This is a genomic window from Paraburkholderia sp. SIMBA_054, assembly GCF_046534875.1.
Taxonomy (GTDB): Bacteria; Pseudomonadota; Gammaproteobacteria; order Burkholderiales; family Burkholderiaceae; genus Paraburkholderia; species Paraburkholderia hospita.
In genome coordinates, this window is record NZ_JAWRXV010000041.1 from 62,370 (window position 1) to 85,360 (window position 22,991).

Annotated in this window: 23 protein-coding genes; 13 read left to right on the forward strand and 10 right to left on the reverse strand. The window is 61.8% G+C overall.

The genetic code is table 11. The features are described from left to right. Positions 1 to 153 precede the first annotated feature (153 nt). From SB822_RS37010 to SB822_RS37025, 4 genes are all read right to left on the reverse strand, one after another. Positions 154 to 963, reverse strand: a complete 810-nt coding sequence (locus SB822_RS37010; RefSeq protein WP_009770891.1) for an alpha/beta fold hydrolase — start codon at positions 961 to 963, stop codon at positions 154 to 156. A 48-nt stretch (positions 964 to 1,011) separates the two neighbouring features. Beyond that, on the reverse strand, positions 1,012 to 1,221 hold the full coding sequence (locus tag SB822_RS37015) for a DUF3563 family protein (RefSeq protein WP_318268335.1): 210 nt from the start codon (positions 1,219 to 1,221) through the stop codon (positions 1,012 to 1,014). A gap of 232 nt (positions 1,222 to 1,453) precedes the next feature. Continuing rightward, positions 1,454 to 2,287: a class I SAM-dependent methyltransferase gene (locus SB822_RS37020; RefSeq protein ID WP_410856909.1), complete on the reverse strand. Its 834-nt coding sequence runs from the start codon at positions 2,285 to 2,287 to the stop codon at positions 1,454 to 1,456. Positions 2,288 to 2,438: 151 nt separating this feature from the next. Then, entirely contained in the window at positions 2,439 to 2,873 is a 435-nt protein-coding gene (locus tag SB822_RS37025) for a GFA family protein (RefSeq protein WP_410856910.1), read from the reverse strand. Between the two features lie 167 nt (positions 2,874 to 3,040). Between SB822_RS37025 and SB822_RS37030 the strand changes: the two genes are divergently transcribed. Beyond that, positions 3,041 to 4,096: an AraC family transcriptional regulator gene (locus SB822_RS37030; RefSeq protein ID WP_410856911.1), complete on the forward strand. Its 1,056-nt coding sequence runs from the start codon at positions 3,041 to 3,043 to the stop codon at positions 4,094 to 4,096. A gap of 118 nt (positions 4,097 to 4,214) precedes the next feature. Here the strand turns inward: SB822_RS37030 and SB822_RS37035 are convergent, their stop codons facing one another. Then, positions 4,215 to 4,610: a cupin domain-containing protein gene (locus tag SB822_RS37035; RefSeq protein ID WP_410856912.1), complete on the reverse strand. Its 396-nt coding sequence runs from the start codon at positions 4,608 to 4,610 to the stop codon at positions 4,215 to 4,217. A 471-nt stretch (positions 4,611 to 5,081) separates the two neighbouring features. Between SB822_RS37035 and SB822_RS37040 the strand changes: the two genes are divergently transcribed. Beyond that, positions 5,082 to 5,768 (forward strand): HAD family hydrolase, encoded by a 687-nt coding sequence (locus SB822_RS37040; RefSeq protein ID WP_007747395.1) that lies wholly within the window; start codon positions 5,082 to 5,084, stop codon positions 5,766 to 5,768. Positions 5,769 to 5,788: 20 nt separating this feature from the next. Here SB822_RS37040 and SB822_RS37045 read toward each other — a convergent pair whose 3' ends face one another. Then, positions 5,789 to 6,649, reverse strand: coding sequence for a LysR family transcriptional regulator (locus SB822_RS37045; protein ID WP_007747393.1), 861 nt, complete (start codon positions 6,647 to 6,649; stop codon positions 5,789 to 5,791). A gap of 203 nt (positions 6,650 to 6,852) precedes the next feature. Between SB822_RS37045 and mdtD the strand changes: the two genes are divergently transcribed. Next, positions 6,853 to 8,241: a multidrug transporter subunit MdtD gene (gene mdtD, locus SB822_RS37050; protein WP_410856913.1), complete on the forward strand. Its 1,389-nt coding sequence runs from the start codon at positions 6,853 to 6,855 to the stop codon at positions 8,239 to 8,241. 8 nt (positions 8,242 to 8,249) lie between these two features. Here the strand turns inward: mdtD and SB822_RS37055 are convergent, their stop codons facing one another. Next, positions 8,250 to 9,167, reverse strand: a complete 918-nt coding sequence (locus SB822_RS37055; protein WP_114223095.1) for a LysR family transcriptional regulator — start codon at positions 9,165 to 9,167, stop codon at positions 8,250 to 8,252. 137 nt (positions 9,168 to 9,304) lie between these two features. On the opposite strand from SB822_RS37055, the gene SB822_RS37060 reads away from it, so the two are divergent. The 3 genes from SB822_RS37060 to SB822_RS37070 all read left to right on the forward strand — a co-directional run bounded on the left by SB822_RS37060 (position 9,305) and on the right by SB822_RS37070 (position 12,939). After that, positions 9,305 to 10,243, forward strand: coding sequence for a hydroxymethylglutaryl-CoA lyase (locus tag SB822_RS37060; RefSeq protein ID WP_410856914.1), 939 nt, complete (start codon positions 9,305 to 9,307; stop codon positions 10,241 to 10,243). Positions 10,244 to 10,251: 8 nt separating this feature from the next. Beyond that, entirely contained in the window at positions 10,252 to 11,403 is a 1,152-nt protein-coding gene (locus SB822_RS37065; protein ID WP_410856915.1) for a CaiB/BaiF CoA transferase family protein, read from the forward strand. A 96-nt stretch (positions 11,404 to 11,499) separates the two neighbouring features. Beyond that, a complete protein-coding gene (locus SB822_RS37070; RefSeq protein ID WP_410856916.1) occupies positions 11,500 to 12,939 on the forward strand; it encodes an MFS transporter in 1,440 nt (479 codons plus the stop codon). Between the two features lie 74 nt (positions 12,940 to 13,013). On the opposite strand, the gene SB822_RS37075 is transcribed toward SB822_RS37070, so the two are convergent. After that, complete coding sequence (locus tag SB822_RS37075) at positions 13,014 to 15,194, reverse strand: malate synthase G (RefSeq protein ID WP_410856917.1); 2,181 nt, start codon at positions 15,192 to 15,194, stop codon at positions 13,014 to 13,016. A 55-nt stretch (positions 15,195 to 15,249) separates the two neighbouring features. Next, positions 15,250 to 15,666, reverse strand: a complete 417-nt coding sequence (locus SB822_RS37080; RefSeq protein WP_091790232.1) for a heme-binding protein — start codon at positions 15,664 to 15,666, stop codon at positions 15,250 to 15,252. Between the two features lie 335 nt (positions 15,667 to 16,001). Here SB822_RS37080 and SB822_RS37085 point away from each other — a divergent pair, with 335 nt between their 5' ends. From SB822_RS37085 to SB822_RS37115, 7 genes are all read left to right on the forward strand, one after another. After that, complete coding sequence (locus SB822_RS37085) at positions 16,002 to 16,766, forward strand: fumarylacetoacetate hydrolase family protein (RefSeq protein ID WP_410856918.1); 765 nt, start codon at positions 16,002 to 16,004, stop codon at positions 16,764 to 16,766. Next, a complete protein-coding gene (locus tag SB822_RS37090) occupies positions 16,763 to 17,521 on the forward strand; it encodes a fumarylacetoacetate hydrolase family protein (protein ID WP_410856919.1) in 759 nt (252 codons plus the stop codon). Before SB822_RS37085 ends, SB822_RS37090 begins: the two co-directional genes overlap by 4 nt. A 16-nt stretch (positions 17,522 to 17,537) precedes the next feature. Continuing rightward, positions 17,538 to 18,995 (forward strand): 5-carboxymethyl-2-hydroxymuconate semialdehyde dehydrogenase, encoded by a 1,458-nt coding sequence (gene hpaE / locus SB822_RS37095; RefSeq protein ID WP_086917905.1) that lies wholly within the window; start codon positions 17,538 to 17,540, stop codon positions 18,993 to 18,995. 51 nt (positions 18,996 to 19,046) lie between these two features. Next, positions 19,047 to 19,910: a 3,4-dihydroxyphenylacetate 2,3-dioxygenase gene (hpaD, locus tag SB822_RS37100; RefSeq protein ID WP_410856920.1), complete on the forward strand. Its 864-nt coding sequence runs from the start codon at positions 19,047 to 19,049 to the stop codon at positions 19,908 to 19,910. A gap of 20 nt (positions 19,911 to 19,930) precedes the next feature. Then, positions 19,931 to 20,329: a 5-carboxymethyl-2-hydroxymuconate Delta-isomerase gene (locus tag SB822_RS37105; RefSeq protein ID WP_410856921.1), complete on the forward strand. Its 399-nt coding sequence runs from the start codon at positions 19,931 to 19,933 to the stop codon at positions 20,327 to 20,329. 33 nt (positions 20,330 to 20,362) lie between these two features. Beyond that, positions 20,363 to 21,166 (forward strand): 2-oxo-hept-4-ene-1,7-dioate hydratase, encoded by an 804-nt coding sequence (hpaH, locus tag SB822_RS37110; RefSeq protein ID WP_007746694.1) that lies wholly within the window; start codon positions 20,363 to 20,365, stop codon positions 21,164 to 21,166. A 139-nt stretch (positions 21,167 to 21,305) separates the two neighbouring features. Next, entirely contained in the window at positions 21,306 to 21,920 is a 615-nt protein-coding gene (locus SB822_RS37115; protein WP_007746696.1) for an HAD family hydrolase, read from the forward strand. Here the strand turns inward: SB822_RS37115 and SB822_RS37120 are convergent. Next, positions 21,907 to 22,908 carry a GNAT family N-acetyltransferase gene (locus SB822_RS37120; RefSeq protein ID WP_410856922.1) on the reverse strand — a complete coding sequence of 334 codons (1,002 nt, stop codon included), beginning with the start codon at positions 22,906 to 22,908 and terminating at the stop codon, positions 21,907 to 21,909. The two genes, SB822_RS37115 and SB822_RS37120, sit on opposite strands and share 14 nt — an antisense overlap. Positions 22,909 to 22,991: the final 83 nt, after the last annotated feature.

The window sequence follows — 22,991 nt, forward strand, 5'->3', positions numbered from 1 at the left end:
ACAAGAGATCAGGGCAACGAGATAGTCAGATTCGCCGACTGCGGCCCAAGCCGGAAAGGCTCAAGCGTCCGCAACGTCGCATCCTTCAGAAAGGCATTGAGCCCAACAAACGCAACCACCCCAACAAACGCAACAACAATAACCTTGACGCCTTCAAGCAATCGCATCAGCCTCCGCAATATGCCGCACGATGGCCGCATTGACCTTGTCGGCGTGCGTGAGCGGTCCCATGTGTCCTGCACCTTCGACGATTGCAAGGCGCGCCGCTGGCAGCAGCATCGGCAGTCGCTCGGCAATCGCGCGCGTCGGAATGGGCGCGTGCTGTCCGCGCATGATCAGCGCCGGGATATGCAAACCGGTGTACGCGCTGGCGGGCGTGCGCTCGTCGAGCAGTGCGCGGAAGTCGAGTGGCGCCTTCGGCGCCCAGCGCGTGAGTGCGTCCTGCACCGAAGGCCGCAGTGCTTCCCATGCGCCCCGGCCGCCCCAGTAATCGACGAATGAAGCCGCCGCGCCCCGATAGTCGCCACAGCTCACGCCATCGGCGGTGCGCTTCGAGATCGCGACGATTTCCGCAAGCGCATGCGCTCCATACGAGCCCATCATCTTGAGCAGATGAAACGCCGAGGGCTCGTAGAGCGTCAGACTCGCGATACGCTCGGGCCGTTCGACGGCTGCGCGCAACGCCACGCCACCGCCATACGAGTGGCCTACGAGATGCACCTTGCCAAGCGATGCATCGATGATGCCGACGGTCTTCGCGGCCTCGTCGGCGAGCGTGAACGCGCGCTCGCCGCTCCACGGCCCCGTGCTGTCGCAGCCGTAATGCTCTGGCGCGGCGAACGCGTGACGCGAGCCAAGCGCCTCGCCGAGCTTGCGCCATTGCGCCGCTCCCGAGCCAGAGCAATGCAGTGCGATCACCGACGTTGCGGATGAGAAGGCTTGCGACGCGACTGTGCTGTCCATGTTATTCAGGGAGTTCGAAAGTTGGATCGGGACGTCGGCGCGTGTGCCTCAGTCAATTTCGCTTGAATGCATGCGGCGTTCGAGTTCGACCATGTCGACCGCGGATGCGAGGTACGCGTCACGGCGGCTATGTTCAGCATGGTCAAGCGCCTTTCTCAACAACTGGAATAGATAGATGAGCATGATGTCCTCTGGTCGATCACGTGATCGATGATGTAGCGGCATGAACGCCGTGTACACGCAGAGTCCGTGCCACATTGCTGCAAGCCTTGTCTGGCGGACCTTTCAGCTGTCTCTGCGGGTTAAGACCGGGCGAAGCGTCGTCGCGCGGCCGACAAACCTTGAATGGAAGTCGGACTGAAACAGACACGTGTGCCATGTCGAGGCGCATCGTGGAACGACTTCGCCGCGCGTGAGCGCAGCGAAGTCAGTTGACACAGGAAAAGCGGCGTCTGAATGAAGCGGCCAGACGACCCGCGTCAGATTTCATTCACACGCGTTCCACCACGACTTCGAGATACTCGCTCGGCAGGACGAGCGTCGCGTCGTTCGAGCGGTTACGGCTCTCGATCAGTGTCATCAGATCGCGAAGAAACGCCGCCTGCGGCTCGCCTTCGAGTGCGGCAAACGCCTTGTTCATCGGCCCATAGAACGTACGAAACACGTCGACGAAATGTTCCGGCGAACGGTAGCGGAACGTGAAATCGCGGCTCGCCGCGATGATGTTCCGGGCGTTGGCGCCGAAAAGCTCGTCCAGGCGCGCCTTCGTGCCCCAGAGCGCGGGCGACTTCACGCCTGCCGGCGGTGGAATGTACTTGCCGATCGTCTTGAATAGCTGCCCAATGAAACTCTCCGGCGTCCAGTTCGCGAGACCAATCCGTCCACCCGGCTTGCAAACACGCACGAGTTCGGCGGCCGCTTTCTCCTGGTCCGGCGTGAACATCACGCCGAAGGTCGACATCACGATGTCGAATGAGGCATCCGCGTAGGGCAGCGCTTCAGCGTCCGCTTGCTGGAACTGCACCGGGAGCCCTTCGGCTTGCGCGCGCGCACGGCCGGAATCGAGCAGCGAGGCGACGTAGTCGGTCGATGTGACGTCGCAATAGCGGCGCGCAGCGGCAAGTGTCGCGTTGCCGTTGCCGGCGGCAACGTCGAGCACGCGATTGCCGGCACGCACATCGAGCGCTTCGCAGAGGTTCTCTCCGACGATTTGCAGCGTGGTGCCAACAACGGCATAGTTGCCCGTCGACCAGGCCGCCTGCTGGCGGAGCTTGACGGCGGTGAAGTCTGCAACGGGTGCGAAAGCGGAATCAACAGCGGACATAAAGAACTCCTGAAAGGCCAGGGCAGCGATGCGCGAGTGCATGGTTGTGCTGCGTGTCTGATGGCGCCGCGAATGCTTGCTTGCGAGCATGCCCGCGCGGCGAACGGGCAAATCAAGTCCTGAACTGGAGGACGCGATGGTTATTCGATAACTACTCGACGGCGCTGATGCCCGAGCCGCCCATTTCGCTCGGCAGGTCCCTCAGTTTTGGCAGGCCATCATCCATGGGGAGTACGGACTCCGGGTAGTGAACGTGCACACCCGCTGCATACGGGAAGTAGTTTACAACCGCGGCATAGACATCGATGAGGCCGAGTCCCGGGTGCTCCGTGAAGAGATGTCCGCCGCACAACCTGCACCATTTGCGATAACTGTGCGGTGTCTTGCTGTACGTGCTGATGTCGTCGGCACCATGTGTGACGCGCAGTGCGTTGGGGTTCCACAGCGTGAATGCATTGATCGGGCTGGCCGACCAGCGGCGGCACGACTCGCAATGGCAATAGCCCATTCCCGCGGGCTGACCACTCAACGTGAACTGCACGGCGCCGCAAAAGCATTGGCCTCGATAGATGTCCGCGTGACTCATATTTGTCTCCGGATAAAGAGGTGCCCGCGCTCTTGACGTTCTATGAGCGCTTCGCCGTTCGTTGGTGCAGAATTGCATGGGTGCTAGTATCGGCACGCAAGCCGGTTCGAGGAATGACCAGGCGTCCAGATGTTTTGCGCAGGACGCCGAAACTGATGGGCGCTTTTATGGATGCTTTTTCAGATGTCCTTCGCGTGGTGCGTCTCGGAGGGGCGGTGTATCTAAACGCCGACTTAACCGCACCCTGGTGTGTAGTCGGGGAAGTCACGTCGGATTTGTGCGCCACGTTCCTGCCGCGCGCTGAACGCATCGTGTCCTATCACCTCATCACGGAAGGCAGTTGCTGGGCTGCCCTCGTTGACGATCCTGCTTCTGCGATTCGTGTCGACGCAGGAGAACTTCTCGTCGTACCGCAAGGCGAAGCGCATCTGATGGGCAGTTCACTCGACGTCGAGCCCGCGCCTTCAGACGAACTCATGGCGAAGTATCTGAGCACCTCGCCGGGCGAAGTGATGACGTTGAATTTCGGCGGTGGTGGTGCGCACACGCGGATCATCTGCGGCTTTCTTGCCTGCGACGATTCATTGACGAATCCGGTCCTGTCGGCGCTGCCTCGACTCTTCAAGGTCGACATGCGCAACGATCCACAATCGGCGTGGCTCGAATCGTCGCTGAAACTTGCCGCCAACGAAGCGGCCGACTGGCGCGTGGGCAGCGCGATCGTGCTTGCACGGCTTTCGGAGTTGCTATTTGTTAAGGCGGTGCAACGTTGCATCGAGTCGCTGCCGGCAGGTCGCAAGGGTTGGCTGGCAGGAGTAGGCGATCGTTTCGTTGGCCGCGCACTCGCCATGCTGCATGCGCAACCCGCCTATGGCTGGACCGTCGAAGAACTCGCACGCAAGGTCGGTCTCTCGCGTTCGGCGCTTGCCCAGCGCTTCACGGAACTGCTTGGCCAGCCGCCAATGCAGTACCTCGCCCGATGGCGCTTGCAGGTCGCAGCGCAGACGTTGCGGGACGGAAACCAGACGCTTGCGGCAGTGGCCGAGCAGGTCGGGTATGAATCGGAGGCCGCATTTAATCGCGCGTTCAAACGGGAATTCGGCATGCCGCCCGCCAGTTGGCGGCGCAGCAAAGGTCTGGCGGATGGCCGCGATTCGATCGATGCAGACGCCGATACTCGAATCGGTGACGATTCGTCTGAAGAGCGCTTCGTGGCGGGTTAGCGGCGGTTGAGCTAACGCGCGCTAACCGGCGAGCACGTGGCCGGAAAGAGGGCTGGGTTCTTGCTCGATACGCCTGCAATGGCGGATAAGGGTTGCACGCGGTAGCGTCGCCTTGTCACTACTCACGATTCGGTTCAAGTTCAACGACTGCAAGCTTTGCAGCCGTGTCGCCAATCACTCGGCTCCGATGTCCTCGACCGCTTGTGTCTTCGAGAAGCAGGGCATTGCCGGGCCGGACGCGGTGGTGCTCTCCATCAGAGGCCTCGAACTCCATTTCTCCGTCGAGAACGAATACCCACATGCGAAGCGGAGATGGATGCAGATCACCGATCCATTCGGCCGGTGCCAGCAGGAAGCCGTTGCGTAAGGCGGGTACGAATGCTGAAACGTTAAAAGCCGGTGCGGGTGGCGCAAAGTTACGTGTGAACGTTTCGACGAATGCACGTTCGAAATGCGATTCGCCGGCGGGGTCGGCATAGAGTCGCAGGTAGCTTACCGTAGCGGACATGGCCATCGCGCATCTCCTTCCAGGAAGAGATCAGTCTACAACTGTGGAGGCAGTGCAAGATCGGCGATCCGGCAACGATGAGCACTGCCTGTTTCACCACGGATGGAGGACGCTCATCGGCGGGGACAGCTGTGTTGCTCGTTCACTCGCAACTAACTGTCTGCCGCCGCCGGCACCCCCAAACGGCTGCCGCGCAACTTCTGTCTACAGGCAGAGTGCGATATACCCGCTTCCCCAGACATGCAAGCGCCAACGCGGCAAAGGGCGGGCCCACAACGGCTCCACGCACCATCTACGGCGCGTGTCGATCGACAGTGCTAGTCTTTGCGCTGACCGCGCATACCGGCCGTCGCGAACTTCATCGCGCTTCGCGGCTCTTAGCGCAAAGGGCGACGCGTCGCGGGCCGCATCTGCGCCCAGGCGCTGCGCCGTCCACCGTGCTCAACGGGCACAGACGACCGAGGCGAGGTAACGTGAATGAACACACCATCAAACAACGACGTTGTCTTTCTGTTCGACGTCGATAACACGCTGCTCGATAACGATCACGTGCTGACTGACCTGCGCACGCACATGACGCGGCAGTTCGGCGAAGAAAATAGCGCGCGCTACTGGCAGATCTTCGAGGATCTACGCAGCGAGCTCGGCTATGCGGACTACCTTGGCGCATTGCAGCGCTATCGCAACGAGCACCACGACGACACGCAGCTTCTGTTGATGTCGTGCTATCTGATCGATTATCCGTTTGCGAACCGCGTATTCCCCGGTGCGCTCGATGCGCTGCGCTATGCGAGCGAGTTCGGCAAGACGGCGATTCTCTCCGATGGCGACGTCGTGTTCCAGCCGCGCAAGGTCTCGCGCTCGGGGCTGTGGGACGAAGTAGAAGGGCGCGTGCTGATCTACATTCACAAGGAGCTGATGCTCGACGACGTGATCGCGCATTATCCGGCGCGCCATTATGTGATGGTCGACGACAAGCTGCGCATTCTCACCGCGATGAAAGAGCAATGGGGCGACCGCCTGACGACGATCTTCCCGCGGCAGGGCCACTACGCCCTCGATGCAAAGGAGATCGCGAAGTATCCCGACCCTGACATTACGATCGAAAGAATCGGCGAACTGACGTCGATCGACTTCGACGCGTTGACGGCCAAGCGGCGTTGACAGACGAATAAAGCACGCCGCTATTCGCTCATCCATTCGCCGCTCAGATCGCTGCTTTGCAGCAACTCCAGCAGCGTGCCCGCCGGCTGACTGAGCCGCTTCGCCCCCAGCGCGATGAATTCGACGTCGGGCAGGGCAGGCAAGCTCGCGCTGTTCACAGGCGGCGCGAGCCCGCGCGCGGACACGTACTGCGATTTCGCCGTCAGCCCCAAGCCGCCGCGCGCGGCAGCGATGCAGCCCGCGTGGCTGCTGCTCGTACACACCACTTCCCAGCCGAAGCCTTTTTCGGCGAGCGCATTCAGCACGACGGCGCGCGTCACGCTCGGCTCCGCGACCAGCACCAGCGGCAACGGCTGTTCGAGATCGACGACCGTACCGGGCCGCGCAATCCATTCGAGCCGCGAGCGCAGCAGCGGCGTGCCGCGCCGCTCGCCCAGGCGCCGCTTGCCGACCAGCAGATCGATAGAACCGGCATCGAGCAGTTCATACAGGCGGCTCGTCATGCCGATCGTGATCTCCAGTTCCACATCGGGATGAGCCGCGCGAAACGCGGCCAGCACGTTCGGCAATGCGCCGAGCGCGATATCGTCGGAGGTGCCCAGGCGCACGCGTCCCTTCAGCCTCGGTTTGCGGAACTGCGATTCGGCGCGATTGATGGCCTGCAGGATCACGTTGGCATGCACCAGCAGCGCTTCGCCGTCGGCGGTCATCGCGAGCGAATGCGTGTCGCGCACGAATAGCCGTCTGCCGACGCTCTCTTCGAGGCGGCGAATATGTTCACTGACGCTCGACTGATTCAGGTCGAGCCGTTTGCCCGCCTCGGTAAAGCTGCGGCAGGTGGTGACGGTGGCGAACGTCCTGAGCCAGAGAGGATTGAGCATGCGGCATTGTCATCGGCATTCGCGATGACAGTCAATGCCTTCAGGTGACTTCCCGATTGCCGGTGAAATCGATACCATGATCGCTGCATCTGGATCTGGACGAATCGGCCTGATCGCCGGTTCGGCGAAACGCCCGTTTCCGAGGCGCTGTGATCGGGACGCCGTGTTTCAACGGCTCCCGTCGCGCCTCTCCGAACTTCAACATGACCCGCGATTCCTCACACACCGCGTTGCTCTGGGTCGTCGCCGCTGCCTTCTTCATGCAGGCGCTCGACACGACCATCGTCAACACTGCGCTGCCTTCGATGGCGCAAAGCCTTCACGCGTCCCCGCTCGCAATGCAACCCGTCGTCGTCTCGTACTCGCTGACGATGGCGCTTCTCACACCCGCCTCAGGCTGGTTCGCCGACCGCTTCGGCACGCGCCGCGTGTACTTCGCCGCGATTCTCGTGTTCGTGCTCGGGTCGGTGTGCTGCGCGGGCGCGCACACGCTGGATCAACTCGTGATTGCGCGCGTGCTGCAAGGCGTCGGCGGGTCGATGCTGCTGCCTATCGGGCGGCTGGCCGTGTTGCGCAGCGTGCCGGGCGAGCAGTACGTCTCGGCGCTTGCGTTCGTTTCGATCGCGGGGCAGGTCGGGCCGATCGTCGGGCCGACGCTGGGCGGCTGGCTCACGCAAGCCATTTCGTGGCACTGGATTTTCCTCGTCAACGTGCCCGTCGGCGCGATCGGCCTGATCGCCGTGCAGCGCTTTCTGCCGCACGATAATGCAAGCCATCCGCCGCCGTTCGATTTCATCGGCTGTGGCCTGCTGTCGCTCGCCATGATCCTGCTGTCGCTCGCGATCGATCCGCCGATGAGCACCTATCGTGTCGAATGGTCGGTGGGTCTCGCGATGGCGGGCGTCGTCGCAGCGCTGGCTTACATTCCGCATGCGCGTTCGAGTGAGCGGCCGCTGTTCAGGCTCGCGCTATTCAGCGAACCCAATTTCAGCGTCGGTTTGATCGGCAACCTGCTGTGCCGGATCGGATCGAGCGCGGTGCCGTTCATGCTGCCGCTGCTGATGCAGGTGCAACTCGGTTATTCGCCGCTGCGCTCCGGGATGATGATGCTGCCCGCCGCCATCGCCGGCACCGTGTCGAAGCAATGGATCGCGCCGCTCATCAAGCGCTTCGGCTATTCGGCGTTTCTGCTCGTCAATACGGTGATCGTCGGTTCGACGATCGTTGCGTTCGCGCTCGTGTCGAAACAGTCGACACCGCTGCTGGAAATCGCGCTGCTCGCCGTGTTCGGCGCGGCCAACTCGATGCAGTTCGCCGCGATGAACAGCGTGACGCTCAAGGGCCTGTCGCATGCGGATGCGGGTAGCGGCAACAGCCTGTTTTCGATGGTGCAGATGCTGGCGATCGCGATGGGCGTGTCGATCGGCGGCGGGCTGGTCAACCTGTTTTCTGCAGGCGTGGGCTCGGCGTCAACGGGATTCATGCTGAGCTTCGTTTGCGTTGGTGTGATCACGCTGCTGTCGGCGCTCGTGTTCCGGCGGCTCGATGTATCGCCGGCGCGGCCTGCCGTTGCAGCGCGGACAGCGCGCTGATTCGCCCTTCATCGTGACGCATGCGTGTGCTGCGCCCGCTCTACGAGATGATCGACCATGCGCTGCGCAGCAGGCTGTAGCGATTCGAAATCGCGAAAGCACACCACGAAATTCCGCTTCGCCCATTCGTCAGTCAATGGAATGACGCGCACGTCCAGAATGCGCGCGTAGGTGTCGCCGACCACCTGCGGAATCACGCTGATGCCGAGCTTCGCAGCCACCACGCGAAACGCGGCATCGAAATTCGATACCACCGCCCGATATGACACCGTGCCGCCCGCGCGCGCCGCGGCGCGCTGCAACATCATGTGCACGGATGTCGTCGGCGGCAGTCCGACGTGCTCGTAGCCCAGCGTTTCCGCGAAGCGTAGCGTCGAGCGCTTCGCCAGCGGATGGTCGGGATGCACGGCAAGCGCAAGCCGGTCCTCGCGATACGGCCGATGCTCGAGCCCTTCGAGATCCACGTTGTCCCAGCACACACCGACGGACGCGGCGCCTTCGCGCAAGCGCCGCACGAGATCGTGCGACAGCCACTCTTCGACATGCACGCGGATGTTCTCGTGCGCCGGCATACTCATGAACGACGCGACGTCGTCGAGCAGGCTTTCGGCAATCGCCGATGCCGACGCGCACACGCTGACGCTGCCGCGCAGGCCGCTGCCGAACGCGGCCACGTCGCTCGCAATCCGGTCCATTGTGAACAGCACGTTGCGCGCATGTTCGAGCAGCGCGATGCCGGCAGGCGTGGGTTGCACGCCGCGTCGCGAGCGCGTGAAGAGCGGTACGCCGAGGTCGCTTTCCAGTTGCGCGATCCGCTTGCTGACGGCGGAAGGCTCGATGTGCTCGTCGTGCGCGGCGCGCGCCATGTTCTTGTGCTCGCACACGGCCACCACGAGCCGCAAGGTTTTCAGGTCGATGTCGCGCATGTGCTGCGTCTCCTTATGGGTTTCCGTTTCGGAAACCTGGCGCTTCCAAAATAGCGCTTTATGTATCGGATGGAATGTCTAAAGTTAGCACAACGCCGGCATCACTACGACCGGCCTGCACTTTGGAGACACCTTCCATGCCCCCATTCCCATCGAGCGTCGTGATCCGCGAAGTCGGCTTGCGCGACGGGCTGCAAAGCATCCAGACCATTCTTCCGACGCAACGGAAAATCGAATGGATCGCCGATGCGTATGCCGCCGGTCAGCGCGAAATCGAAGTCGGTTCCTTCGTGCCCGCGCGTCTGTTGCCGCAACTGGCCGATACGGCGGAGCTCGTCGCGTTTGCGAAGACGTTGCCGGATTTGCGCGTGTCGGTGCTCGTGCCGAATCTGAAAGGCGCCGAGCACGCCATCGATTCACACGCCGACCTGATGCTCGTGCCGCTGTCCGCGAGCCACGCGCATAGCCTCGCGAATCTGCGCAAGACGCCCGACGAAGTGATCGCCGAAGTCGCCCGCATGCGAGCGGCGCGCGACGCTGCGGGTTCGAAGACGCTGATCGAAGGCGGCATCGGCACTGCGTTCGGCTGCACGATTCAAGGCTCCGTCGATCAGTCCGACGTGCTGTGCTGCATGCAGGCGCTGCTCGATGCGGGCGCGGATTTCGTGAGCATCGCGGACACCGTCGGCTATGCGAGCCCAGCCGCCGTGCGGGATCTGTTCGAGAAAGCGCGGAACATCGCGGGCGACCGTTTCTGCTGCGGCCATTTCCACGACACGCGCGGTCTCGCCCTCGCGAATATCTATGCGGCGCTGGAGGCGGGCGTGGCACGCTTCGATGCGACGCTTGCGGGCATCGGCGGCTGTCCACATGCGCCAGGCGCGAGCGGCAATGCGTCGAGCGAAGACCTCGCGTTCATGCTCGCGGACATGGGCATCGAAACGGGCATCGACATCGAACGGCTTCTCGCGTTGCGTGCGAAGGTCGCGCAGTGGCTGCCGGATGAAACGCTGCACGGCTCGCTGTGGCTCGCGGGCTTGCCCAAGACCTTTGCTAATCCCACTGCTATTGCCTGAGAGCCGCCATGAACACTTCCACCCGACTGCCTCTCGACGGCGTGCGCGTCATCGAATTCACTCACATGGTCATGGGCCCGACGTGCGGGATGATCCTCGCGGATCTCGGCGCGGAGGTCATCAAGATCGAGCCGCCGGGCGGCGACAAGACCCGCAAGCTGCCGGGTCTCGGCATTGGCTTTTTCCGCACGTTCAATCGCAACAAGAAGAGCGTCGTGCTCGATATCAACACGCCGGAAGGCCACGCAGCCGCTGAAGAGCTGATCGGTCAGTGCGACGTGATGCTCGAAAATTTCCGGCCTGGCCTGATGACGAAACTCGGGCTCGATTACGACACGTTATCGAAGAAGTTTCCGCGCCTGATTTACGTGTCGCACAAGGGCTTTCTGCCGGGGCCGTATGAAAAGCGCCTCGCACTGGATGAAGTCGTGCAGATGATGGGCGGGCTTTCTTATATGACGGGGCCAGTGGGGCGGCCGTTGCGCGCGGGTACGTCGGTCAACGACATCATGGGCGGCATGTTCGGCGCGATCGGCGTGCTGGCCGCGCTGCGCGAGCGCGATTTCACAGGGCGCGGACAGGAAGTGCAAAGCGCGCTGTTCGAGAACTGCGTGTTTCTCTCCGGCCAGCATATGCAGCAATACGCGATGACGCATGAAGCGCCGCCGCCGATGCCGTCGCGCGTGTCGGCGTGGAGCGTGTATGACGTGTTCACGCTGGCGAATGACGAGCAACTGTTCATCGGCGCAGTGAGCGACAAGCAGTTCGTCACGCTCTGTGACGTAATCGGTCGCCCCGATCTCGCCGATGAACCGCAATTCGCGGACAACGCGATGCGCGTCGCCTTGCGCCCTGAACTGCTCGCGCGGCTTGGCGACATCCTCAAGCAGCATCGCATCGACGAACTCGCGCCGCAGCTCGAAGCAGCGGGCATTCCGTACGCGCCGATCGTGCGTCCCGATCAACTGTTCGACGATCCGCATCTGAAGCAAAGCGGCGGTCTCGTGCCGATGCAAACCGACGACGGCGACACGACGGAAGTCGTGCTGCTTCCGCTGACGATGGGCGGGCGCCGGCCGGGCGTGCGTCAGGCGCTGGCGAAGGTTGGTGAGCATACGCAGGAGATTCTGGCGCGGCTGACGGGTAGAGCGGCCGCCTGAACGCGTAGCGGGCGAAGAAGCAAAGACACGAACGAATCATAAACCATCAGGTATCCAAACTAATTAAAGACCGATGGTGAACTTCAGGAGACATTCATGCAGCGAACTATCACAGCAGACAATCCCCCGTTTGCGCCTTCCGATGCACAGACCCATTTGCGCGCCGCTGCGTCGTTATCGGCGAGGATGGATCGTTTGCCCGTCACGCGGCATCTATGGATACTCGTGCTGCTGATTTCGCTTGGCGGCTTCTTCGAGGTCTACGATCTGATCTTCACCGGCTATATCGCGCCGGGCATGGCGAAGAGCGGGTTGCTCAAGACCACGACGGAAGCGTTCTTCGGCCTTCAGGGTATTGCGGGGTTTATCGCGTCGACGTTCGCGGGCCTGTTCGTCGGCACGTTCTGCTTCGGCTGGCTGCCGGACCGCTTCGGGCGGCGTAAGGTCTTTACGGTTTCGCTGCTGTGGTATTCGATCGGCTCCGCGATCATGGCGTGTCAGACCTCGCCGGAAGGGTTGATCCTGTGGCGCTTCATCACGGGCATTGGCGTCGGCATCGAGATCGTGACGATCGACAGCTATATCACCGAACTTGTACCCCAGCACATGCGGGGCCGCGCGATGGCGTTCAATCAGGCCGTGATGTTCGCTGCCGCGCCTGCCGCCGCGATTCTCTCGTACTGGCTCGTGCCGATTACGTTGGCGGGTGTCGACGGCTGGCGCTGGGTCGTGCTGCTGGGCTCGGCTGGCGCGGTGATCGTGTGGTTCATCCGGCTTGTTGTGCCGGAGAGTCCGCGTTGGCTCGCAAGTCACGGACACGTCGAACGCGGCGAGCGCGTCGTCAGGAAAATGGAAGAGATGGCCATAAAGCAGACGGGCCGTGCGCTTCCCGCGCCGCTACCCGTCGTCGAACAACCGGTGCATCGACGCGCGTCTCTGGCGGAATTGTGGCAGCCGCCGTACCGGTCGCGCCTCATCATGTTGATCATATTCAACTTCTGCCAGGCGATCGGTTATTACGGGTTCGCGAACTGGGTGCCGACGCTGCTGATAGGTCAGGGCATCACCGTGACGAAGAGCCTGCTGTATTCGTTCGTCATCGCGATTGCGCTGCCTTGCGGGCCTTTGCTGGCGATGCTGTTCGCCGACAAGGTGCAGCGCAAATGGCTGATCGTCGGCTCCGCGTTTGCGGTCGTCGTGTTCGGGCTGATGTTCGGCCAGGTGAAAACGGTGATGCCGCTGATCGTGCTGGGCGTGCTCATCAGCCTCGCGGGACAAACCATCTCCGTTTGCTATCACGCGTACCAGGCCGAACTGTTTCCGACGCGCATCCGTTGCCGTGCGAACGGGATCGTCTATTCCGCGAGCCGCGTCGGCGCGATGATGTCAGGCTTCATGATCGCGCATCTGCTGCGTGAGTTCGGCGTAGCGGGCGTATTCGTCGGGATTACGGCGTGCATGCTCGTCGTGATGATTTCGATTGGCGGTTTCGGACCGAAGACGAACGGTATGCGGCTAGAAGAACTGTGCCACTGAAAACAGAAACGCCGGCCGGGTCTCGAAAGACCCGGCCGGCGTTTTAACTTCGTGCCGCGAATAAGCGTGTGAAGTTACGCTTTGCCCGCCGCCTTCAATTGCAAACGGAACTTGTGCAGCAGCGGTTCCGTGTAACCGCTAGGCTGCGCACGACCTTCGAACACCAGCGCGCACGCCGCCTTGAACGCGATCGAGCCGTCGAAGTTCGGCGCCATCGGCTTGTAGCTCGGATCGTTGGCGTTTTGCTGATCGACGACCTTCGCCATGCGCTCCATTGTCTCGCGCACGAACTCAGCCTTGATGACGCCGTGGCGCAGCCAGTTCGCAATGTGCTGGCTCGAAATACGCAGCGTTGCGCGGTCTTCCATCAGGCCGACGTTGTGAATGTCCGGCACCTTCGAGCAACCGACGCCCTGATCGATCCAGCGCACCACGTAGCCGAGAATGCCTTGCGCGTTGTTCTCGACTTCGCTGCGGATCTCCTGCTCGTTCCATTGCGCGCGTTCGACGACGGGAATCGTCAGCAGCCCGTCCAGCAGTTCATCGCGCACGCCGGCGAAATCCGTGCGCTCCAGTTCCTTCTGAACCGCCTGCACGTCGACCTGGTGATAGTGCAGCGCATGCAGCGTCGCGGCCGTGGGCGAGGGCACCCATGCCGTGTTCGCGCCTGCCTTCGGATGGCCGATCTTCTGCTCGAGCATCGCCTTCATCAGGTCGGGCATCGCCCACATGCCCTTGCCGATCTGCGCGCGGCCACGCAGGCCCGCAGCGAGGCCGACGAGCACGTTGCTGCGCTCATAGGCGGCGATCCACTTGCTCGACTTCATATCGCCCTTGCGCATCATCGGGCCCGCTTCCATCGAGCTGTGCATCTCGTCGCCCGTGCGGTCGAGGAAGCCCGTGTTGATGAACGCGACGCGCGACGAAGCCTGGCCGATACACGCGGCGAGGTTCACGCTGGTGCGGCGCTCCTCGTCCATGATGCCCATCTTGATCGTGTTGCGCGCGAGGCCGAGCAGATCTTCGACCCGCGAGAACAGCTCGCTCGCGAACGCGACTTCTGCCGGGCCATGCATCTTCGGCTTGACGATATAGATCGAGCCCGTGCGCGAATTGAGCTTGTGCGTGCGGTCGTGCAGCGCGCACAGCGTCGTGACGACGCCGTCGAGAATGCCTTCGGGAATCTCGTTGCCTTCGCGGTCGAGCACGGCCGGGTTCGTCATCAGATGGCCGACGTTGCGGATGAACAGCAGCGAGCGGCCATGCAGCTTCACAGGCTGGCCGTTCGCGCCTTGATATTCGCGGTCCGCGTTGAGGCGGCGCGTGAACGTCTTGCCACCCTTCGTGACTTCTTCCGTCAGGTTGCCGACCATCAGGCCGAGCCAGTTGCGATAAAGCAGTACCTTGTCGTCGGCATCGACGGCGGCGACCGAGTCTTCGCAATCGATGATCGTGCTGACGGCCGCTTCCATCAGCACGTCCTTGACGTGTGCGGGGTCGGTCTTGCCGATCGAATCGTTCGCGTCGATCTGGATTTCGAAGTGCAGGCCGTTGTGCTTGAGCAGCACGGCCGTCGGCGCATTCGCATCGCCCTGATAGCCGATAAATTGCGCTTCGTCCTGCAGCGTGGCCGTGCCATTCTTCAGTGCAATGCTCAGCTTGCCGTTCTCGATGCGATAGCCGGTCGCGTCCTTGTGCGAGCCGTTCGCGAGCGGCGCGGCGTCGTCGAGGAACTTGCGCGCGAACGCGATCACGCGCGCGCCGCGCACCGGGTTGAACTTCGCGGTGCGTTCTGCGCCGTCGGTTTCGTCGATTGCATCGGTGCCGTACAGCGCGTCGTACAGGCTGCCCCAGCGCGCGTTCGCAGCGTTCAGCGCGTAACGCTGGTTCGACAGCGGCACGACGAGCTGCGGGCCCGCCTGTTCAGCGATTTCGCGGTCGACGTTGTCGGTCGTCGCTTTCACGCCGGCAGGCGTCGGCACGATATAGCCGATGCTTTCGAGGAAGCCGCGATACGCGCGCAGGTCACGCACGGGGCCCGGATTCGCGCGATGCCACGTGTCCAGTTCGACCTGCAGGCGGTCGCGTTCGGCGAGCAGCGCGCGGTTCTTCGGCGCGAGATCGTGCACGAGGGCATCGAAACCAGCCCAGAACGCGGCGCTATCGACACCGGTTCCAGGCAGGGCTTCCTTTTCGATGAACTGTTCGAGGTTCGCGGCGACCTGCAATCCGCCGCGTTGGGTCAATTGAGTCATGGGCTGTTCCAAGAGGGGCAAATTCTGGGCAAATTATTCTTTTTTAGCACGACATTCAGCCGTTCGCGTGGCTGGCAACGGCCGCGGCACCGGCCTTTGCCACTTGCGCATCCTGATCGGCCTTGACGCCGGACACACCGACGGCACCGACCACCTGACCGTTTACCACAACAGGCACGCCGCCTTCCAGCGTGCCCGACAGCGGCGCGCTCAGGAACGCAGTGCGGCCGTTGTTGATCATGTCCTCGTACTGCTTCGATTCGCGGCGGCCGAGCGCGGCGGTGCGGGCCTTGTCGGTCGCGATGTAGGCGCTGACGGGCGCGCAGTTGTCGAGGCGCAGCAGCGACAGCAAGTGGCCGCCGTCGTCCACCACCGCGATCGTGACGGCCCACTGGTTGCGTTCGGCTTCGGCGCGAGCCGCTTCGATGATTTTCGTCGACTCGGCGACCGTCAGCACGGATTTTGTCTGCATGTTGCGATTCCTGAAACGATTGAAGTGAATTCCACCGACAGACCGGCCGCAAGCCGCCGCCCATGTACATGTCAGCCGACGTGCGCGTGCACTGTGGACGTGCACGCGAGGTCCAGTCTTATATATGACCTGGTGTCCATTGTTCCGGGTTCCAGGCGACTTGTCGACCCGGTGGAACACTGGTCATACCAGTTTTTTGCTTTCTTTTTTGCGGCTCGAAGCACTTGCAGGCGTCGTGCCAGGGAAAACCCGCGCAACAAGCCAATGCGCTTGACCTCGGCCGGCTCGGCGCGAATACTACTAAGATGTTAGTGAATGACGGATGCAGGCAAGCCATGTTCGCACTCGACGATCACCGGATTCATCTCGCAGCCGAGCCGTTCGCACGCGATGTCGATGCGCGGACCGTGAGCGTATTGCTTGCTGGTGGATCGGCATGCAGGCCGCCTGTGGATGGCACGGTCTACGGAACGCTGCTGAACGATCGGGCCGCGCTCGATGCACTCGGCGACGCGGTCAACTCGGCGCCCTATAAAGCGCCGCCGAAAGCGCCGGTTCTGTATGTGAAGCCGCGCAATACATTCGCCGGTCATCGTGCGAGCGTGGTTGTTCCGGACGACGAGCAAGGCGTGCAGGTAGGCGGCTCGCTCGGCGTCGTGATCGGGCGTACGGCTTGCCGTGTCAGCGTCGAGAGCGCGTTTTCGTACGTCGCGGGCTATACGATCGTGGCCGACCTTTGCGTGCCTCACGAAAGCGTTTATCGCCCCTCGGTGAGATTCCGTGCGCGCGATGGCTTTTGTGTGATCGGTCCTGCAGTCGTCGCGCGTCGGCATGTGGCAAATCCCGATGCGCTGCGTGTCGCGATCAGCATCGAAGGAAAAGAGCCGTTCATCGCGAACACGTCCACATCGATTCGCAACGTCGCGCGTCTGATCGCCGACGTCACCGACTTCATGACGCTCGCGCCCGGCGACGTGCTGACATTGGGCGTCCCGCACGGCGCGCCCGTCGCGCACGTGGGCGACGAAATCAGCATCGCAATCGGCGACTGGCCGCCGCTGTGTTTCTCGATGACGGCAAAAGAAGGAGACGGACGATGATGCGCGGCCGTGTTGCCTACGCAGGCGCGATTCATGAAGCGTATCCGCACGAACGCGGCGTGTGTCTCGCCGATGGCCGTGTGTGCCGCGAGGACGAAGTCGTGTGGCTTGCGCCCATTCAGCCCGGCACGATCTTCGCACTCGGACTGAATTACGCGGAGCATGCAAAAGAACTGCAATTCTCGAAACAGGAAGAGCCGCTTGTTTTTCTCAAGGGCGCGGGCAGCGTGATCGGTCATCGCGGTGTCACACGGCGTCCTTCCGATGTGACGTTCATGCACTACGAGTGTGAGCTTGCTGTCGTCATTGGCCGACACGCGAAAGAGGTGACACGCGACGACGCAGTGCAATACGTGGCCGGCTACATGATCGCGAACGACTACGCGATTCGCGACTACCTTGAGAATTACTATCGGCCGAATCTGCGCGTGAAGAACCGCGACGGCGGCACGGTACTGGGCCCCTGGTTCGTCGATGCCGCGGATATCGCCGATGTCGCGCAACTCGAATTGCGCACCTATGTGAACGGCACGCTGCATCAGAAAGGCAACACGCGCGATCTGGTGACGGACATTCCCGCGCTGATCGAATACCTCAGCAGCTTCATGACGCTCGCGCCCGGCGACATCATTCTGACGGGCACGCCCGAGGGTGTCGTCAACGTGAATGCGGGCGACGAAGTCGTCTGCGAAATAGACGGTCTGGGCCGTCTCGTGAACGTAATCGTTTCCGACGCGGACTTCAACCGCGACTGATCATTCAGGACCCGCCATGCGAATCGAACATCTGATCAACGGCAAACCGAAGGCCGCGCGCGATTACTTCGAAACGGTGAACCCGGCCACGCAGGAAGTACTCGCAGAAGTCGCGAGCGGTACGGCGGAAGATATCGACGCCGCTGTGCGCGCCGCGAAAGACGCGTTTCCCGCATGGGCCGCAAAGCCCGCCAGCGAGCGCGCGAAACTCGTGCGCAAGCTCGGCGAGCTGATCGCGAAGAACGTGCCGGAACTCTCCGATACGGAAACACGCGACACGGGGCAAACCATTTCGCAAACACGCAAGCAACTGGTGCCGCGTGCCGCCGACAACTTCACGTACTTTGCCGAGATGTGCACGCGCGTCGACGGTCACACGTATCCGACCGATTCGCATCTGAACTACACGCTGTTTCATCCCGTCGGCGTGTGCGCACTGATTTCGCCGTGGAATGTGCCGTTCATGACGGCGACATGGAAAGTCGCGCCGTGTCTCGCATTCGGCAATACGGCCGTGCTGAAGATGAGCGAGTTGTCGCCGCTGACGGCGTCGATGCTCGGCAACCTCGCGCTGGAAGCGGGCATTCCTGCGGGCGTGCTGAATGTCGTACATGGCTATGGCAAGGACGCGGGCGAGCCGCTCGTCGCGCATCCCGACGTTCATGCGATTTCCTTTACCGGGTCGACCGCGACGGGCAACCGGATCGTGCAGACAGCCGGGCTGAAGAAGTTCTCGATGGAACTGGGCGGCAAGTCGCCATTCGTGATTTTCGACGACGCCGATTTCGAACGCGCGCTCGACGCTGCCGTGTTCATGATCTTCTCGAACAATGGCGAACGCTGCACGGCGGGCTCGCGCATTCTCGTGCAGAATTCGATCTACGCGACATTCGCGGAACGGTTTATCGAACGCGCAAAGCGCCTGAGCGTTGGCGATCCGCTCAGCGAGCAGACGATCATCGGCCCGATGATCAGCCAGGCGCATCTGGCGAAAGTGCGCAGCTATATCGAACTCGGTCCGAAAGAAGGCGCGACGCTCGCATGCGGCGGACTCGACGCGCCGTCTTTGCCGGATGCATTGAAGCGCGGCAACTTCGTTGCCCCGACGGTGTTCGTCGATGTCGATAACCGCATGCGCATTGCGCAGGAAGAGATCTTCGGGCCCGTCGCCTGCCTGATTCCATTTGACGACGAAGCCGAAGCGATTCGACTGGCCAACGATATTTCGTATGGACTTTCCAGCTACGTATGGACCGAGAACACGGGCCGCGCGCATCGCGTGGCGGCCGCTGTCGAAGCTGGCATGTGCTTCGTTAATAGCCAGAACGTGCGCGATCTGCGCCAGCCGTTTGGCGGCACGAAGGCATCGGGCGTCGGACGTGAAGGTGGCACATGGAGTTATGAAGTGTTTCTCGAACCGAAGAACATTTGCGTATCGCTCGGATCGCATCACATTCCGCGCTGGGGCGTCTGATCTTTCCGCACGACGCGCTATTCAGCCATTTGCATGGGAAAGGAGAACACGATGGGCAAGCTCGCACTGGCCGCAAAAGTGACCCACGTGCCTTCGATGTATTTGTCGGAACTGGATGGGCCACACAAGGGCTGCCGCCAGGCTGCAATCGACGGACATCATGAAATCGGCCGCCGTTGCCGCGAACTTGGCGTCGATACGATCATCGTGTTCGACGTGCACTGGCTGGTCAATAGCGAGTACCACATCAACTGCGCGCCGAAATTCGAAGGGATTTATACGAGCAACGAGCTGCCGCATTTCATCAACAACATGGCCTATGCGTATCCCGGCAATGTGCAACTCGGCAAGCTGATCGGCGAAGTCGCGAACGAAATGGGCGTGAAAAGCCGCGCACATAGTGAAACCTCACTCGAACTCGAATACGGCACGCTGGTGCCGATGCGCTACATGAATGCGGACCAGCGTTTCAAGACGATATCGATTGCAGGGTGGTGCATGTGGCACGACCTGCCGACCAGCGCGCGCTTCGGATTGGCCGTGCGCAAGGCCATCGAGGAACGCTATGACGGTACGGTTGCGATTCTCGCGAGCGGCTCGCTGAGTCATCACTTCGCGAACAACGGCACGGCCGAGCAGTTCATGCACAAGGTGTGGGACCCGTTTCTCGAACAGACCGACCGGCATGTGGTGTCATTGTGGGAAAAGGGAGACTGGAAAACGTTTTGCGGCATGCTGCCGCTCTACAACGAAACATGCTGGGGCGAGGGCGGTATGCACGACACGGCGATGCTGCTCGGTGCGCTCGGCTGGGATCGTTATGAAGGCAAGGTCGAAGTCGTGACGCCGTATTTCGGCAGTTCGGGAACGGGGCAGATCAACGCGATTTTCCCCGTTACGCCGCTGCCCGCCTGATCGATCAATGGAGATTTGACGTGCCGCATCTCACGCTCGAATACAGCGCCAATCTGACGAATGAAGGCAGCATTGGAACGCTTTGCCGGAAGCTCGCGCAATGCCTCGATGCGCAACGCGAGAACGATCAACGTGTGTATCCGCTCGGTGGGATACGCGTGCGCGCGGTGCGCTGCGAACAGTACTGCATCGCGGACGGCAGGCCGGATGCCGCGTTTCTGCACGCGAACCTGAAGATCGGCGCGGGCCGCTCGGAGAATGTAACGAAGGCAACAGGCGACGCGTTATTCGACGTCATCAAGCAGCATTTTGCGGATGCATTCGATCATCACGGGCTGGCACTTTCGCTGGAGATCAACGAGTTCAGCGAAGCGGGCACCTGGAAACACAACAATCTGCACGCACGGCTGAAGGGCTGATGAAGGGCTGAGCGCGACCATCGGGAACTCAACATGCTAGACCAGACGACTATCCGCGAACTCGCCGGGAAACTCGACCAGGCCGAAAAAACGCGTACGCAATTGCGGCACTTTTCCGCCGCCTATCCCGAGATGACAATCGAGGACGGTTACGCGATCCAACGCGAATGGGTCAAGATGAAGCTTGCCGAAGGGCACGTAATCAAAGGACGCAAGATCGGCCTGACGTCGCGCGCCATGCAGCGTTCGTCGCAGATCGACGAACCGGACTACGCGCCGCTTCTCGATTACATGTTCATTGAAAATGGACAGGACATTCGCGCCGATCGCTTCATCGCGCCGCGTGTCGAAGTGGAACTGGCGTTCATTCTCGCGCGGCCGCTCAAAGGGCCGGGCGTGACGCTCACCGATGTGCTCGATGCGACGGCGTATGTAACGCCCGCTGTCGAGATCATCGACGCGCGCATCGAGCAGTTCGACCGCGAGACCAAAGCGCCGCGCAAGGTATTCGATACGATTTCCGACTTTGCGGCGAATGCGGGCATCGTGATGGGCGGTCGTCCCGTGCGTCCGATGGATGTCGACCTGCGTTGGGTTGGCGCATTGCTCTACAAGAATGGCGCTGTCGAAGAGAGCGGTCTTGCCGCCGCCGTGCTCAATCATCCGGCGACGGGCGTCGCGTGGCTCGCGAACAAGATCGCCCCTTATGACGAAATGCTGAACGCGAACGATGTGATTCTCAGCGGCTCATTCACGAGTCCCATTTCTGCGCGCGCGGGCGATACGTTTCATGTCGATTACGGTCCGCTTGGCGGCATTGCGCTGAATTTCGTCTAACGCAGCCCGGTTCATCGCCGCATTTTTTGAAAACTACCAGGCCACCCGCACATCAAGGCACAATCAGAACGTCGCGCATTCGACGCCACACGGCAGGATGCGTTCATCGTGTGGACGCTTTTGATGCGGAGGCGGCACCATGACGTCATCGATCAAGCTCGTGCTATTCGATATGGAAGGTGTGTTGTCGCATTACGATCGCGCGGCGCGCACGCAACGCTTGGCGCAGCTGACGGGCAAGCCACCCGAAGCCGTGCGCCACGCCATTTGGGAGTCGGGCCTCGAAGCGCGTGCCGATGCCGGTGAGATTACCGACGACGCGTATCTTCGCGAGCTTGGAGACATGCTGGGTTGCGCCGTCAGCCGCGACGATTGGCTGACGGCGCGTCATGCATCGATCACGCCGGATACGGAAACGTTAGCGCTCGCCGCTCAAGTGGCCGATCGCCATTCGATCGCCGTGCTGACCAACAACTGCCGGCTCGTCACCGACTATATCGGCTATCTCAATCCGCCGGTCGCGCAACTGTTCGGCGCGCACGTTTATCCGTCGGCGGCATTCGGGGCCGCGAAACCCGCTGCACAGGCTTATCTGGGCTGCGTTCGTCAGCTTGGCGTCGATGCCAACGCGACGCTCTTTATCGACGACTCCGATGCCAATGTCACGGGCGCCATCGACGCGGGGCTGCATGCGTACAAGTTCACCAGTGCGGACGCGCTTTCGGAAGAACTTGCGCGCTTCAATCTGCTTTAGCGCGCGACTGTTTAACCAATGCGTTACGCCGAACGAAGCGCTGCTCGACGACAGCCTCTCCCCATTGCGTGCCCTCGGCCTCCTCGGCTAGCTGGAAGCCGAACGCTTCATACAAATGACGCGCGGCATCGAGGCCCTTGAACGTCCACAAATAGGTTTCGTCGAAGCGTTCGTCGACGAACGCCATTGCGCGCGTCATCAACTGCCTGCCGATGCCTAAGCCACGCAGCGAATCGTCGACGATGAACCAGCGCAAATGCGCAACGCGGGTCTCCGCGTTTCCGTCGATGGCGATCGATGCCAGCGTTCGCCCGTTGTCGGAGACGAGCCACAGCTGTCTGTTGGGATCGGGAAGCGAGCCCGCAAACTCGGCCAGCCCTGATGCAACGAGCTGTTCGAAGTACGCGCCAAAGCCGGAATGCTCCGAATAGTAGCGCGCATGAAGACTCGCGATGTCGCCAATGCAGCCGGGCTGATAGCCCTCGATGATTTGCAGGTTTGATACAGGGGCTTGCTGCGGCTCTTTGGCATCGTTGTCCTGCTCGAGTGCGCTTGCGTACAGCGAGAGCGCACGCACCAACGACTGCTGATCGGACGGCGCAAGCTTGCGCAGCGCGCTCGACACCTGATCGGTCGCAAACTTGTCGATCTTCTTGCGCAGTTGCTGGCCCGCTTTGGTCAGGTAAAGCTCCGAGGAACGCGCATCGTCGCTCGATGCAGTGCGCTCGATAAGCCCGGCCGTTTCCAGTTTAGCGACCTGCCTGCTCGCGTTCGACTTGTCGAGCCGCAGAAGATGAGCGAGATCGCGCGCCTGAATGCCCGGCGTCGCGCCGATCTCAAGAATGGCGTGCACGGCCGACGGCGCGAGATCGCTGTCCGCCAGGGTGGAGCGCATGAAACCCAGTTCGCGAACGAGTTTACGCGAGAACTCGCGCAGTTCGAGGATGGTTGAGTCACGCGACTGGATGGGTGTGTCGATGATATCCATGATCTTTTCTCTAGTTGCGCTTCGCAACCACTATAGTTGCGAAGCGCAACTTATGCAAGTCCGGATATGGGAGGCAAGCGAGG